General features: G+C 36.9%; 18 protein-coding genes. All 18 read right to left on the bottom strand.

The window, feature by feature from the left end; translation table 11 throughout:
- The coding region (locus VSA01S_RS18115) for a hypothetical protein (RefSeq protein ID WP_147052734.1) at positions 1 to 665 on the bottom strand (665 nt) is incomplete at its 3' end.
- Positions 662 to 1,063: a hypothetical protein gene (locus VSA01S_RS18110; RefSeq protein WP_039980656.1), complete on the bottom strand. Its 402-nt coding sequence runs from the start codon at positions 1,061 to 1,063 to the stop codon at positions 662 to 664. The genes VSA01S_RS18115 and VSA01S_RS18110, both read right to left, overlap by 4 nt.
- Positions 1,017 to 2,279, bottom strand: coding sequence for a type III secretion system ATPase VscN2 (vscN2, locus tag VSA01S_RS18105; RefSeq protein ID WP_039980655.1), 1,263 nt, complete (start codon positions 2,277 to 2,279; stop codon positions 1,017 to 1,019). The genes VSA01S_RS18110 and vscN2 overlap by 47 nt, the downstream gene beginning before the upstream one ends.
- Positions 2,279 to 3,745 (bottom strand): secretin GspD/PilQ domain-containing protein, encoded by a 1,467-nt coding sequence (locus VSA01S_RS18100; protein WP_039980654.1) that lies wholly within the window; start codon positions 3,743 to 3,745, stop codon positions 2,279 to 2,281. Before VSA01S_RS18100 ends, vscN2 begins: the two co-directional genes overlap by 1 nt.
- Positions 3,735 to 4,019, bottom strand: coding sequence for a hypothetical protein (locus VSA01S_RS18095; protein WP_039980653.1), 285 nt, complete (start codon positions 4,017 to 4,019; stop codon positions 3,735 to 3,737). The genes VSA01S_RS18100 and VSA01S_RS18095 overlap by 11 nt, the downstream gene beginning before the upstream one ends.
- The gene (locus VSA01S_RS18090) at positions 4,012 to 4,689 is read right to left on the bottom strand and encodes a hypothetical protein (protein ID WP_039980652.1); all 678 of its coding nucleotides are present in this window, start codon (positions 4,687 to 4,689) and stop codon (positions 4,012 to 4,014) included. The genes VSA01S_RS18095 and VSA01S_RS18090 overlap by 8 nt, the downstream gene beginning before the upstream one ends.
- A gap of 1 nt (position 4,690) precedes the next feature.
- On the bottom strand, positions 4,691 to 5,374 hold the full coding sequence (locus VSA01S_RS18085) for a flagellar type III secretion system pore protein FliP (RefSeq protein WP_039980651.1): 684 nt from the start codon (positions 5,372 to 5,374) through the stop codon (positions 4,691 to 4,693).
- Between the two features lie 51 nt (positions 5,375 to 5,425).
- Positions 5,426 to 5,716: a hypothetical protein gene (locus VSA01S_RS18080; RefSeq protein WP_050567318.1), complete on the bottom strand. Its 291-nt coding sequence runs from the start codon at positions 5,714 to 5,716 to the stop codon at positions 5,426 to 5,428.
- 174 nt (positions 5,717 to 5,890) lie between these two features.
- Positions 5,891 to 6,415, bottom strand: a complete 525-nt coding sequence (locus VSA01S_RS18075) for a winged helix-turn-helix domain-containing protein (RefSeq protein ID WP_039980650.1) — start codon at positions 6,413 to 6,415, stop codon at positions 5,891 to 5,893.
- Positions 6,416 to 6,776: 361 nt separating this feature from the next.
- Positions 6,777 to 6,983, bottom strand: a complete 207-nt coding sequence (locus VSA01S_RS18070) for a FliM/FliN family flagellar motor switch protein (RefSeq protein ID WP_039981861.1) — start codon at positions 6,981 to 6,983, stop codon at positions 6,777 to 6,779.
- A 3-nt stretch (positions 6,984 to 6,986) separates the two neighbouring features.
- On the bottom strand, positions 6,987 to 7,664 hold the full coding sequence (locus tag VSA01S_RS18065) for a hypothetical protein (RefSeq protein ID WP_050567371.1): 678 nt from the start codon (positions 7,662 to 7,664) through the stop codon (positions 6,987 to 6,989).
- Between the two features lie 12 nt (positions 7,665 to 7,676).
- A complete protein-coding gene (locus VSA01S_RS18060; protein ID WP_039981860.1) occupies positions 7,677 to 8,681 on the bottom strand; it encodes a hypothetical protein in 1,005 nt (334 codons plus the stop codon).
- A gap of 1 nt (position 8,682) precedes the next feature.
- Complete coding sequence (locus VSA01S_RS18055; RefSeq protein WP_039981859.1) at positions 8,683 to 9,063, bottom strand: hypothetical protein; 381 nt, start codon at positions 9,061 to 9,063, stop codon at positions 8,683 to 8,685.
- Positions 9,060 to 9,842 carry an OmpA family protein gene (locus VSA01S_RS18050; RefSeq protein WP_039981858.1) on the bottom strand — a complete coding sequence of 261 codons (783 nt, stop codon included), beginning with the start codon at positions 9,840 to 9,842 and terminating at the stop codon, positions 9,060 to 9,062. The genes VSA01S_RS18055 and VSA01S_RS18050 overlap by 4 nt, the downstream gene beginning before the upstream one ends.
- Entirely contained in the window at positions 9,820 to 10,869 is a 1,050-nt protein-coding gene (locus tag VSA01S_RS18045; protein WP_039981857.1) for an EscU/YscU/HrcU family type III secretion system export apparatus switch protein, read from the bottom strand. The genes VSA01S_RS18050 and VSA01S_RS18045 overlap by 23 nt, the downstream gene beginning before the upstream one ends.
- A 12-nt stretch (positions 10,870 to 10,881) precedes the next feature.
- Positions 10,882 to 12,771 carry an FHIPEP family type III secretion protein gene (locus tag VSA01S_RS18040; RefSeq protein ID WP_039981856.1) on the bottom strand — a complete coding sequence of 630 codons (1,890 nt, stop codon included), beginning with the start codon at positions 12,769 to 12,771 and terminating at the stop codon, positions 10,882 to 10,884.
- Complete coding sequence (locus VSA01S_RS18035) at positions 12,768 to 13,370, bottom strand: hypothetical protein (RefSeq protein WP_039981855.1); 603 nt, start codon at positions 13,368 to 13,370, stop codon at positions 12,768 to 12,770. The genes VSA01S_RS18040 and VSA01S_RS18035 overlap by 4 nt, the downstream gene beginning before the upstream one ends.
- A gap of 123 nt (positions 13,371 to 13,493) precedes the next feature.
- The coding region (locus VSA01S_RS20060) for a hypothetical protein (RefSeq protein WP_186810633.1) at positions 13,494 to 13,943 on the bottom strand (450 nt) is incomplete at its 5' end.

Below are 13,943 nucleotides of genomic sequence, written 5' to 3'. Positions count from 1 at the left end.
GAAGTGACGTGTTCAGCCATGTTTGCTGCCGAGCTTAACGGTTTTGCATTCATGACACTTTTCTTGCCGGAGCCATTGATAAGCGAAGTCTTGGATTGAATAGTTGCTACCCCAAGACGAGCATTTAATTCAGGAGTAAGATGAGCCTTCTTCAAAGTAACTTGATTAGGCACGTTTTGTTGAGAAAGTGTATTAACATTCATTGGAGCTTTACCCAACAAGTGATTTAACTTCGCTTCAACAGGCATCGTGATTAACGAGGTATGCAAGCGAGAACTTGGTAATCTGACATTTTGTAGAGTGACTTTATTTAAAGTAAGTTTGTCATAGCCAATACACGGTAGCTCTAATCCCTGATGTTTCCCATTGACGTTTTTCAGCCCCGTCAATGCTTCAACCAAAGCAGTCTTTTCAGTCAACGGCGCATGCTGTTCATGTTTAACTGCTTGGTTAAAAGCAGCAAGAGGAAGTATATTCAACTCACTATTACGAGGCATTTCCTTGAATGCAGGAACATCCGCTTCGGTTTCTAATTCGTGTTGATCGAATTGAAAAAATTTATCTAAATCAGAATTACTCACTTTATTAAAGTGTGGGTCTAGCTCAAACTCCTCGTCACTACTCACCGTAGCACGACTAGTAATGGCTGTTAATTCATTCATCATGACTTTTCATACCTCATCTGTTCACGAAGCTCAGCAAGTGCGTCTTTTCGTTTTTCTAATCTTCGCTTTTCAGCTTCCACTTCTGTGATTTGTGAAGCCACTTCTTGTGCATCTTGTTGTTTTATAGAAGCATCAAAAAAAAGAGACTCTATCTCCGATTTTGTGCTTTCTCGGCGCATAAACAGCCTACTTAAAGCATTTGATTCATTTAGGACACTGATACTTTTTAAATGCAGCTGTTGTCGTTCAATTTGATGCCATTTATCTTCAATGACATCTAATAAATCCTGATACTGCTTTCGAAGAGTAACGAGTTTTCTCTGTTTCTTGCCGATACGAATATCAACAATATCAATAAGCTGACCAAATTCCTTCCATTTCTTGGAGGGTTTCCTCATACTCCACTCCATCAAACCCTTGTTTTAAGAAAGACATAATGTGGGGGTAACGATCAATTGCCTCATCGGTGTCTAAATCATTCCCTTTTTCGTATTCTCCTACTCGAATCAACAATTCAACATTAAAATAACGGTACACCATATCTTTTATTCGCTCTGAAAGCTTTACGTAGTATTTACTCTGCACTTTATTTTGTAATCGACTTTTGCTTTTTAATACATCGATTGCAGGGTAACGGCCTGTTGAAGCAATGGTCGTCGAATAAACTAAGTGACCATCAATCAGAGATTTAACTTCATGTGCAATGGGGTCATCATCGATCTCTTTTTCGATGAGAACGGTAAAGATTCCGGTGACTGAGCCGTGAATAGAGTTACCACAACTTTCAACTAGGCGAGATAGAGCCAATGAAACACCAATGGGTATTCCACCTTGGATCGGCGTGTTATCTAACATAGCTTGAGCACGAGCAAAACGAGTGAGTGAGTCAAAATACAACACCACTTTTTTACCCTGTTCCATATAATGCCGAGCAAGGGAAACAGCGACTAAACCTGAACGCACTTTTTCCAAAGGATTAGCTTCTGAAGTGGATACAATGGTAATGGATTTCTGGATCACTTCAGGACCGATTTCCCCTTCAAGAAACTCCACCACTTCACGCGCACGCTCTCCAATCATGGCAAAAATAACGACGTCGGCATCCATATTATTAGCCATAATAGAAACGGTTGTTGTCTTGCCAGCTCCCGCAGGTGCGAAAAGACCTAAACGTTGTCCCTCTCCAATAGTAAAAAGGCCATCAATAATCTTAAGCTTGGTTGGAAATACAGTTTCAATTGGTGCGCGCACATTAAGTGGGATCGGCTCTACAGCAATAGGTAAATCGTGAAATTCACCTTCTTGTTCTAAATAGCTATCACCATAAATCGATTGACCGTAACAATTGATAACTTTACCGACCAAAGCATCTTCATTCAAAGGAAAACAGAAACGACGCGGTGTAATTTCAACTCGGCCACCGCGCTGAACAGAACCAGGCTGCAAGAGCTTAATTTCGACACGCAGACCAGCAATTTTCATTACCTCTCCACGAACTCGCTCCCCTGTAACAGTATGAATAAAACATTCTTGACCAACAAAAGTATCAGTAGATACATGGCAAATAACTGTATCTTGATAAGATTCTTTGACCTTAAAAAAATGCGTTAACATTAGTCAATCACCTTGAAAGAGATTGATACATAACGTTTATACTTTTGCTTACTTTCGTTAGTGCTTTTAAATAGCTCACCTAAAAGTGGAATACTGGAAAGTACCGGAACACCCGATTCTGTTTTTTGAGTGACTGTATTATCAAAGCCACCGAGAATGACCGTTTGCTGAGGACGGATATAAACTTCAGACTGTAATGATTGGGAACTTACCCTTGGCGGCTGAGAATTTTTATCATCTTCATCACTGCTATCATTTAAGGACTCTTCGACATATTGAATTTTGGCCTGTACATCACCAGAAGGAAGTAGTCGACCAGTAACATAAAGACTATTATCGGCAGAGATTTCTTGTGTCTTCACTTCCTTATCAGAAATCAAAGTAATGGTTGCGGTATCCTTTTTACCAAATTTTCCTTGCTGGTTTTCGAGAATAAGCAAATTGGTTTCATAAACTCCACGGGCTACACCATTAGAAGACAGTGCCTGAAAGTTTTTTAAGAAATCAATGGTCTCCATAAAAGGGGGAACCACAACATCATAAACACCACGACTGCCATTTAGCCAAGCACTGTCAATACCTAAATTCTCAGTTCTTGTTACAGAAATATCATAGACTTTGAGTGAAAATAATAATTGTTGACGCTTAATATCAATTAGAGCAGCAATTCGTTTTGCCAACCTTACTTCTTCGGGAGTACCACGAATAAGAACCGCATTAGAACCTGGTAATGGTTGGACTTTGGACGTATCATCTTGCTCGTCAAGTTGCTGCTTATCCCCATTACTTAATTTCACTTTATAAGCTTTTTGCAGAACTTCATCGTCACTGACATTTTGAAATTGCCCAAGGTTTAAGATTGCAGATGAAATTAGAGTGACCGCTCCCGGAAATAAAACATTTCCATCAAAAGTCTCGATCTGACGATCGAAAACAGAAAGATAATGGAAATTAATTCTTGCTAGTTCAAGATCGTTACCATTTTCCAGAAATTGATTTTTATCAACCATGGTTGCATAACCTACGGCATCATTGACAAACTGACGTGTACCAGACAATAAAATAGAATTACCTCGCTCAACCAACTTTACTTTTGTCGTCGTGTTTGTCTTAAAGTTTTGTTTCAATTCTTTGAGCAATGTTTTAGTGGCAATATTACGAGGCTTAAAAACATAATTTATATAAGCCTGACCTGACTGCACTGTCAGGGTCCCACCATACACATACCAATCAAAATCATAGACTTCGGATAATTTTATTAATAGCTTAGGCCCATCACCTGATAATGTTTGAGTAATTAGTTGACGTTCTGTAGCACTATCAAAATCCTCGACCAATTTAACTTGCATGTCTTTTGCAATGGCTTTGAGGGCACCTTGTAAATTTATACCTTGCTGTTTAATGAAGATCTCAGCTTGAGTTAGGGCGGAGAAAAACAATAACAAAGCTAATAATTTATATTTCATTAAATATCTCTTTTAAGCGTTGTTGATCTAACTTCATCCTTTGAACTATCTGATTCATTATTGCACCATTAATAATAATATTAATTGTTTCTTGTTCTGAAAGAGTCAATTCAGAAACCACTTCATCAGAAGGAGTATTATCTTCATTTACATTTGAAAGCTCACTCAAATATTGGTTGTTTTTCTCTATTTTTTCAGCTGTTAACTCAAAATCAGATTTTACCGATGAATGTTCAGTTGTTAAAAGTGAGTGGCTCATATCAATTCTAGTCATAGCCTACCTTTGTCATCATTTGTTTAAAAACATAAAACTGGTCATGTAAAAACCAGAGGTTTAATAAAATAATTACAACTATCGCTTTTATATTTGGTGTTACAAAAAGCGATAACGATGCCTTTTTAAAAAAAAGGTCAACGTAACCACAACAAATTGTAATTGCTAGTAAAATAATTATATATTTACCTGAAACAACAACCATCATCGTAAGGCTATCTGTAATAAGAAAAAAAAACTGTTCAAAATCTAAAGTTGAATCTCCACTGTACGAGATAGCATCAATAATAGGTCTAAACAGCGAACCATCCAGTAGTGCATAAATTAAGAAGGACAAACTGCTGATCTTTGCTAATGCTTCCGATTCATCAGTAAAACGTTTATCTTGTACTGACTGCTCATTAAGCAAAAGTAGCTGTTGAATAACACTGCCTACCGTTCCACTAAGCCAATAAGGAACAGATGAAATAAAAGCAAAAATTAGAATAGACAACACCCAACCGAACGTAGGAAGCTGCGGTAATTGCTCCACATCAATAAATATCGCAAACGCTATCGATATAGAAAGGCAGGTAATATTATCTAAATATAGCCTCGTCGGGTTGTAAATTTTTAAGAAAAAGAAGAACCCTGCAAAGAGCAACCAATCAGGAAACAATAACTTTTCCATACTAACCAAGCGCTCTAAACAATAGTGTCCAGCTATCTGAAAAGTAGAATACAGCTAATTTAACTGGAGTAGAAATAACCGTAGGTGATAACATCGTCATACCAACACCACTTAACACAACAGCGATAAGAAAGTCGATACTGACAAAGACCATATATAGTTTTAACCCTAACTCAAAGCCTTTATATAAATCAAAAATCAGATTACCTAAAAAATATTTGAATTTATCATTTTCTTCATCAAAATTAATCGGTATATCGATCATACTAGTCAGTTTATTGGTTTTTTCCACTGCGCGCTCAAGTAATTCTGGGAAAAAATCAAAGATATTACTAGCCAAGTAATACATTGTGATATTTTCAGGTAACTCATTTTCAGACGTCAAATCAAGCGGTAAAGATAAAGTATCTTGCTGTTGTGAAAAATAGGGTTTTACCCGCTCAATACCCGGTTTAATAACAGGCCAAATGCTATTAAGAGCCATGAGTGCAGCGAGCAAATTCACGACAATGGTCGGTGGTATTTGTTGTGTCCCCACTGCGTTTTTTATGATATTAAGAACTATATTATATTTTACAAATCCAGAAAAACAGATAAAAAATACGGTTGAAAGTAAAACAAGGACTAATATTATTACTAGATTAGCGCCTGAAAACGGATTACTTGGACTAAGCAACTCAATCATAAAAGTAGTTTAATTCGTAAAAATATGGACTGACTAGTCAGCACCGAGTTATTAAATATTTCTTACCGCAGCAAGTATTGAGTCTTTAATACCTTTTAAAGTACTTGTTCCGGTTTGCACAATAATACTCTGGTTTGCCATTTTTTGTTGAAGAGTTACTGCATCTGTAGTGCTCATTCCACCATTAGCATCCGAGTTTTCTTTTAGCCACTTTTCTATATCGGCATCAGCTGCTTGTATTTGTGCTTCAAAAATATCTGACACTTCGTTTGTTGTTACTTCACCATCATCATTTACCGTAACTGTTTGTCCCGCTGGTCTAGTTGATCCACCTGCTGGCATAATCTCACCTCACATTAATAATTAAAAATAATTTTTTGAAACTTAGCTTATTTACACACAATAAAAAAGTGAAAATCCATGATTTTTCATACAATAGAATTTTCAATCTTTTTTCAATTTTTAACGCATCATGTTGAATCCAGAATCAACATGATTAAATAAAAATCAATATTACTATTTTAAAAATAGCATAATACTGATCGTAATAATCGAGGCTAATAAAGCTGCTGAAAAAAGCATGGTAAACCAAAAACTACCTTTAACCGGAGCATTTATCGCTTCATTTTTCGCACTAATATAAGAAGGATGAATTGCACTTTTAGTGCTGCTTACAATGCTTTTAATAGCTAATGTTGGGATCTCTTCAGACGAAAGTTGATCGATAGCTTCTCCATCTAGAATCAACATATAACCTTCTTTAGGTACTGTTTTTATCTCACAAGCTAGTTCATTGAAAAGTGTTAGTGACTTACGTAAGTTTGAAATTGCTTTGGTAAGAGATGTTTCACTAACAAGGACGCGTCCCCACACCTGTTCATGGATTTCATCTTTGCTCAGGATGTGGTTACTTCGTTCACAAAGTAGCTTTAATATTGCAGCTTCACGTCCACCCAAATTAACAACATGGTCGCAGGCAACGATCTCACGCTTTAGTACGTCAAAAATCACCTGATTTCCCAATACGTAATTTCTTTCCACAGTTCACCCCTGCATTGAATGATTTATGTTACTTTGTTATTTCTTATAAATTGTTTGGTTTAAAACCTTTAAGGAAGCTAGAAACTTCATAGAAATATGCATTTAGCTTTCTATATAAGGAGAGCAAGAGTCTTCTTACCGAAACGATTTCAATAGCATTAAAAGCTGTATGCACGCTCCGTCAAATGAAGATGTGCAATAATAATAATAAGACAAATTATGAATTGATTATTAATAAAGGCAATCAAATTGAGATGAAAAATTGGTGAAAAAAATCAGCAGAATATAAAAAAAAACAAAATGACCAAAAAAATACCTTTTATATTTATACTTTTCTGGTCATTATTCACACGGTTTATGTCTATTTATTTATGTCATCAATTGAAACGCAAAACTGCTCACCAACTTTAACAAGTGTTCCTGTCGCAATAAGCTCATTTCCACTTTTCAACATGACTTCAGATTGGACAAAATCTGACAAAGGCTTAATTTGACCTTTATGTAATTGATTTAATTCTTCTAATGTCATTGTAGTATGTCCAACGACAACATCGACAGCAATCTTCATCCATTACCTCTGTGCCATTGAGACCATGAAACGGTGAAGGTCACGAATCTCTTCTTGAATTGATGAAATGGTTGTCATCTTATTGCTGAATTCTTGCTCTTTTGTATCAAGGTCTACTTTGATTTTATCGCAAAATGTAGTGATTCGAGTGCTAAATTCCTGTAACTGACCGTAGGTAAGCTCATTAACTTTATTGCCCTTGTTAGCGGCATCCCATATAGTTTTTTCATCAACACCTAATTTAGCAATTTCAGCATTTATTTTTTCTATAATATCTTCATGCCTAATAGGTTCTTTATCATCTTGTTTATTAGGATCAAGATTAGGAAGCATATCACTTTTAATAAGACTCCATAATTTAGTTATTTCAGCTATCGCTTTCGAATTTTTCTGTATAATGTTACCTATATTCTCTGCAGCTTCGTTTTGAGCTGCAAAGTATTTATCCAACAACTCTTCAACAAGAAATAAAGGGTCTTTAAGCCCTGGGGTAAAAAGTTCTTTACGTGCAGTTTCTGGGGCTTCCTTTACTGCACTTTTGAGTACTTCACTATTTTTTAGTTTTTCTTTAATGTAATTATCAACCTTCATTGTTTGGGAAGGTGAGTACTCTGGCAAATCAAGGTAGGCACTTCCGCCATAAAGTAGAGGGTTAGATATTGTATTAGTAGACTGAGACATTATATCTTCCTATTATCGGTTAATAAAATATACACGAGTATTTTGATTATCTTTAAAAACAACTTTATCTCGTGATATTGATTGAATGACACCAAGGTGAGGAACAGTACTGCCTTCCCAATAACGTCCTTGTTGATCATAAATATAACGACCGGATGTGGTCGAATAAAAAATGGAATACGGAAACTCACTTGTTGCAATGTTTTCAGACCAAGTATCATTTGATCTTAGTTGTTTAACGAATAAACCTAACCCCGCTCTGTTGAGCGTCTGCGCAGCTTCAGCATAATCGGATACAAACCAATACCCATTTTGTTGACTAAACGTTAATCCATGCTCACCAAACAAACGCATAATTTGATTATCTGCTTCGTAGGTATCGATATAAATTTGATCTCTGTCTTCTTGAGGAACTAACTTTCCTTTTATATGCTCACCTGTATAGGAAGAAATGAGATCGATATCGAACTGAGTGGTCCGAAGGTATTGATCAGATTCAACTAATTGAAGGTTATCTTGCCAATAATCTGGAAGCTGTTCCCGTATAGATTTATCAAAAACATGAAGTTTTCCGTTTTTAATAAAAGCAGTATCTAATTGACGCAGATATTCGCCAAAAGAAGCCTGCTGCTGGCTTTGAAAAAAAGTAAAGCAACCATATGCTAACCCTATGTTCAGTAATAGACTTAAAACTATCATGGGTGCATATTGTTTTAATCGTAAGCGACGAAGCTGTGGTGACCTGTTACCTTCTTTGAATAAGAAAAAGTGTAATCCTTTAAAGGTATATATTCGGTTAGCAACCAGTTTTTTCGGTTTATCACCACGGAGTAAACCTTTTACAACACAAACTTGGTTTTCAACTGCAAAATCTAATTCAGTATTACTAGGTAAATATTCCGGAACCGAAAGTTGATTTTCCTTTGTAACTTCCTTGTTGCCAATAAGGCAGAAAGTGGTCTGTAGCGGAAAAGAAATACCATGCAAGTGACCATCAACAAACTCAATCAGCCACATATTACTTTATCTCATCATGTAAAAAAGTGGTTTGAACAACAAACTCATTCAATAAACGTAGCAATTCTTGAGGATGTTCTGGTAATAAAACGTGACGAATATACTCATATTCATCCTCATTTATTTGGGCAATATACCCATCCGCAGTGCGTTTGAAATCCGTGTTCAGTTTAAGAGCCTGATTTGCGTCTAATGACAACGTATCAAGCTTAGTCATAAGCAATATTTGACCTTTTAGCCCTAGGCGCTCACCATTCTCAACTCTAACCGAGCACTGATCAAATCGACAAACCAATGCACTATCACCAGCAAGTTGCAGACTTCCTGCATTACTCAATTGAGTAAATTCATTAATCAACAGGTAAAACTTTCTATTTGTCATATTGCTTTTAATTTAACCTCTATCATAAAACGTCGCTGAGTTACGCGTTGTTCTTTCGTTTTTTGGCCATTTTCAACACTTCCTCTGATAGCAATAGGGACATTTCTTAGTCCTTCCTCTATTAAAAAGCTGCGTGTTACTTTCGCTCTTTGATCTGCTAATTTGCGATTCATCGGGTAATTACCTGATGAATCGGCGATACCATATACCGTTACTTGTTCGATCGGCCATTTTTGCAGCTCTGTGATCAACGTAATTAAGGTATTTTGAGCACGACTGGTGAGACGAGCTTCATTCACAAAGAATAAATCTTCAAACTTAAGCATCAAACTTGAATCATTGGTAATGCTCTTACTTATGCCGAAAGACGTGTACCACTTCTGATCAGCAAATGCTTTTGCTTTCCATGAATCAATATCATAAGCTTTACTTTGGTTTGGATTAATAATATTAGCTCTTGCCAAATAATTCTTGTTGCAATTTTTAACTTCTGTTAGACCATAAGTATTCAGATTGGCAATGTAGAATCGGTTTTTTTCTGTCGGCTGGGCGATTTCAACACAAGCCTTATAGTGAGGTGAACCATTTGAATATTCTGGTTCTTGGCGAACCCAAAATTCTGCATTATCAGCATCTGCAACTTCTGCAATAACCAAGTTATAGACATCAGACTGCCAGTCATAATCGAGGATCACATTGTCATCTCGGATTTGATTACTGCAAGCAGAGAGCGTCGCTAGAAAAGTTAAAGAGAGACTAATTTTTTTTATCTTTTTCATTTTTTTGATACTTTTTCAAGGCAGATATAATCATAGCAACTTCTTGATAAAACTCTTTGGGTATAAAGTCTTCACCATGTTTCATTTTATGATAAAAGGCTCGGGCTAAAGTTTTATGTTCAATGATTGGAACTTTCATTCTTTTCAGACGCGCTTTTTCTTCTTGAGCAAGTGAGTCTGTAGATATTTTCAACACTACTGGTGCTTTATCAATATCGCGTTCATAACAAATGGGAATCAAAATATGAGTTGGGTTCGCCAATGCAAAAGTTGGTTTTCTTCCTTTCGTAATCGGAGCTTCCATTACCTCTCGCATTAAACGCTTTCGCTCTGATTTAACTTCAGGCGAACCTTCCGTCTCTTTCATCTCATTTTTCATTTCGGTAAACGTCATGCGATTTTTTTTCTCAAAGTGATACTTTTCGACTAAGAAATCAACACAACCAACACTCACGCCATAAACAAAAAACATCAGAGTCACTAATAATACGTAGTACAAGAGGTTATATATAAAAAAGCTGCGATTATTAATTTCTTTAATGGTATGGAGCTCAGTACCTGCAACATCAGAAATATATTTAAGTAGAAATAGAAGAAAAGTTAGTTCCAGAACTTTACGCAAAGAACGAGACATCGCCTCAATGCCGAAAATATTTTTAAAACCAGTAACTGGGTGTAATTTCTCAACTTTCATTCCCAGAGCTTCCGTGCTGATGACATTTTTATTGACGACTACCCAGTTAATGACTGCCATAATCATTTTGACCAACACCAAGCTACCAATAACAATACCGATCAAAGATATCATCAGGTCGTAGCCAACACGCACATCGGAATACAGTATTTCTTCCATCCAATAGTTTGCATTCTCAAACAAAACGTACATGACACCGATAAACACAATCGCAAAAACCAGTAATTCAAATGTAGGTTCTGCCAACTCAGTTTTAGGAAACTGACCTTTCTTTTTCAGATCGCGCAGTTTCTTTTCGGTCGGAGGGTATTTTTTCGGTTCTGAGGACTCCATCTGGTGCCAACCTTAATTTAAAACCTGAAGAGGTTCAGAGGTGGCAACATAAGAATGATCAGCAATATCTCCATGACTACAAACTGAAATCGTTGACATTACCTGTTGGAAGAATGATTTGACAGGGTTGACTTCACTATCATTAACAACCAAAACCGGTTTGCATCCGTGCTCAGTTGTTAAGCGAACTATCTCTTTACGCAAATTTTGTTGTACTTCGATCAAACGTTCAACATCTTCAACTTCGCCCATGACAAAAGCTTCGATCAATTCAGTTACCGGTGGATCAAGAAGAGCAACATGTAACTTCTCGTGCTTATTTAATAAACGAGATGTGATCTCATAACGCGCTTGACTCCGAATACGAATCAGCCAGTTTTTAGGCTCACTCTCAACGCGAGACCAATAGATCAATGCTTCAAAAAAGCTGATCTTATCTAAGAAGAATTCTGGTGAGCGAATCATTTCTTTCAATACATCGTGAACTCGGTTAAGTCCAATTGCAGAATCGATTTCATTTTTCATCACTTCACTTTGTACGCCCAGCCCCTCAACAATATTACTCGTATATTGAAGATTGTATTTCTCTACTAAGCGTCTTCTTAGAAAGTAGCCAACGACCGATGCAACATTGGTGACCTCATCCTGTTCACGCACAAAAATATCGTCTCCCATCACATCAACTAGAGGTTCAGATGTATCGTTCTTGAAGCTGAAGATACATATATCAGAGACATAAACTTCAATATCACTGTCAAGTTTATCGTTGATATCAATAGCAGGGGCACCGAGAGATTGTCCCCATAATACCTGCTCAATGCTTTCTAGTTGACGTTGAATGACCAATTGATGGTTCGAATCACGAATGACAAATTTAAGTGATTGATAAACGCCTGAGCCCTTAGACTCAAAGGCAACAGTCACCACAGGTTTACCTTGCTTTCGCCAAAGGAATAGAGAAAGTAATCCACATAAAAAGGCTAACGGAGCACATACATAAAGTAAGTTACTGTTCGAAATACCAAGAAAGAGAATAACCGATCCAATAATTAATAGGCTTTTCCAGAAAACGCCAATTTGGCTCATTAACTGTTCAATAAATGGACTTGATTCTTCACCTGACCCTTTAATACGAGTTAAGTAAACACCACAGGCCATTGAGAGTAGCAAACTAGGGATCTGAGAAACCAGACCGTCACCAATGGTTAAAACGGAAAATCGGCTTACGCTTTCAGATAGTGATAAATCAAATTGATTGATCCCTACATAAATGCCACCAAAAAGGTTAACCAAACTGATCAGAATACCGGCGATTGAATCCCCTTTAACGAATTTCATCGCACCATCTAAAGAGCCAAATAGCTTATTTTCTGTACTGAGATCGGCACGCAATTTTTGTGCTTCTTCCCCCGTAATCAAACCACTTTTCAAGTCACCATCGATTGTCATCTGCCTACCAGGTAACGCATCAAGAGAAAAACGAGCCCCTACTTCCGCAACTCGCTCACCACCTTTGGTTACGACCAAAAACTGAACGATGGTTATGATGACGAAAATAAGTAAACCGGAGATCAAATTGCCACCCATAACAAATTCACCGACGGTCTCAATCACATCACCAACATCTTCATTGGCAATAATATTTCGGGTCGTCGCAATAGACAGCAGGAGTCGAAATGTGGTTAACAACAAAACAACCGTAGGTAGAAAAGTAACATTGAGAGGATCGTCATTTTCTAGCATTATCACAAGTAATAAAGCCGAACTAATAAAGCTCACTAAGATAAAGGTATCGATCACTCCACCTGGTAAGGTCACCAGAATAATCGTTGGTAATAGTAAAGCAATAATGGCACTGCTCGGATTGAATAGTAATGACTTACCCTTAAAACCTTTGATCATAACTGTTTTAAGCTCGCTCTCAGTTCCGCAATGATGCTCGAAGTATTAACACTGATAATAGTGTCTTCATTTTCAATGGTTAATATCACACCATCATCTTGTACTTGTTGCTCTACCGATAGTTTTTTTGCTTCATCGTCAATTTCAGAATGTAGTACTTCGATAAGATGCCCGATCAAGTGTTCACTTTGATTCAGTTTGGTTAAGCGAGATGTCACTGCATTTGCAACCGATAGTTTCAGCTCGTCTTTCACTTGCTTAAGGTAATTCTCCTGCTCGCTAAGCAACTCTGAAAGCTGATATTGAGCTCGCTCAAACCATTCATCCTGCTGTACTATCCAAGTTTCCATAACAGTGTCATAGGCTTTTTCAACGTATTCATTAAGAGCAGATTCTTTGTCTTCAATCATCTGCACTACTTGTTGTTCGAGAATGTCTTGATATTCTTGTACCTGATCTTCCAGTGCTAGTAATAGTGCTTTAGCTTCGTGGAATATTTGTATTTCAGATTTTTTGATAATATTTGAGCTTCGAGCACGTTCACGTTTAAACGTGATTTGTGGTATCGACTTTTCTTCTGATTCAATTTCAATGTACAAGGGAACACCTCACTTCTGTTCTCATTATCACTTTAACTAACAGAGAGGCTGAAACTCAAAAGAAAAAAAAAGACTAATCCTGAAATTAGTCTTTTTTATATACAAACTTATCTTTTAACAGCTTTATATTTTTGTGAATACAAGATTATCTTGGTTCATGACTTTAGCAATATGCGCACCAATTGGCCGAAACTTGGCACTCTCCTGCATTGTCAAACGATCTTGAAAATTGCTCAGGTGCCGTAATTGGTGTTCACTGAAGGGCTTTATATTTTTATAAAGGCCCTCTGTATAGTTGCCAAGGTTTGCACTAGATCTCGCTGAACCTAAACTTAGAACAGCACCTCCATCTGCAGTTTTATCCTTTGTCCAACCTTCCCCATTAAACGTCCAACCAGCAACTTGTCTGATACTGTCACTATTTTCTCTTCTTGATCTGCTACCGGTGTTTGAATCGTCAGTTTCAGTATTTTTGGTAACATTCTGATCGTTTTTCGTGACTTGAGCTTCATGATTGGATTCACTGGTAACATAAGGGCCACCAATATTGTTAGCTTGAGTAGCTAAGAAAGA

This window comes from Vibrio sagamiensis NBRC 104589 (assembly GCF_007990935.1).
Classification (GTDB): domain Bacteria; phylum Pseudomonadota; class Gammaproteobacteria; order Enterobacterales; family Vibrionaceae; genus Vibrio; species Vibrio sagamiensis.
Note: the sequence above shows the minus strand (reverse complement) of the source record. Positions and strands in the feature narration are given on the sequence as shown.

What these genes read in the sequence shown, in the direction of transcription:
- VSA01S_RS18110 (WP_039980656.1), bottom strand. Translation starts at nt 1,063, where the DNA reads ATGAGGAAACCCTCCAAGAAATGGAAGGAATTTGGTCAGCTTATTGAT.
- vscN2 (WP_039980655.1), bottom strand. Translation starts at nt 2,279, where the DNA reads ATGTTAACGCATTTTTTTAAGGTCAAAGAATCTTATCAAGATACAGTT.
- VSA01S_RS18100 (WP_039980654.1), bottom strand. Translation starts at nt 3,745, where the DNA reads ATGAAATATAAATTATTAGCTTTGTTATTGTTTTTCTCCGCCCTAACT.
- VSA01S_RS18095 (WP_039980653.1), bottom strand. Translation starts at nt 4,019, where the DNA reads ATGACTAGAATTGATATGAGCCACTCACTTTTAACAACTGAACATTCA.
- VSA01S_RS18090 (WP_039980652.1), bottom strand. Translation starts at nt 4,689, where the DNA reads ATGGAAAAGTTATTGTTTCCTGATTGGTTGCTCTTTGCAGGGTTCTTC.
- VSA01S_RS18085 (WP_039980651.1), bottom strand. Translation starts at nt 5,374, where the DNA reads ATGATTGAGTTGCTTAGTCCAAGTAATCCGTTTTCAGGCGCTAATCTA.
- VSA01S_RS18080 (WP_050567318.1), bottom strand. Translation starts at nt 5,716, where the DNA reads ATGCCAGCAGGTGGATCAACTAGACCAGCGGGACAAACAGTTACGGTA.
- VSA01S_RS18070 (WP_039981861.1), bottom strand. Translation starts at nt 6,983, where the DNA reads ATGAAGATTGCTGTCGATGTTGTCGTTGGACATACTACAATGACATTA.
- VSA01S_RS18065 (WP_050567371.1), bottom strand. Translation starts at nt 7,664, where the DNA reads ATGTCTCAGTCTACTAATACAATATCTAACCCTCTACTTTATGGCGGA.
- VSA01S_RS18060 (WP_039981860.1), bottom strand. Translation starts at nt 8,681, where the DNA reads ATGTGGCTGATTGAGTTTGTTGATGGTCACTTGCATGGTATTTCTTTT.
- VSA01S_RS18055 (WP_039981859.1), bottom strand. Translation starts at nt 9,063, where the DNA reads ATGACAAATAGAAAGTTTTACCTGTTGATTAATGAATTTACTCAATTG.
- VSA01S_RS18050 (WP_039981858.1), bottom strand. Translation starts at nt 9,842, where the DNA reads ATGAAAAAGATAAAAAAAATTAGTCTCTCTTTAACTTTTCTAGCGACG.
- VSA01S_RS18045 (WP_039981857.1), bottom strand. Translation starts at nt 10,869, where the DNA reads ATGGAGTCCTCAGAACCGAAAAAATACCCTCCGACCGAAAAGAAACTG.
- VSA01S_RS18040 (WP_039981856.1), bottom strand. Translation starts at nt 12,771, where the DNA reads ATGATCAAAGGTTTTAAGGGTAAGTCATTACTATTCAATCCGAGCAGT.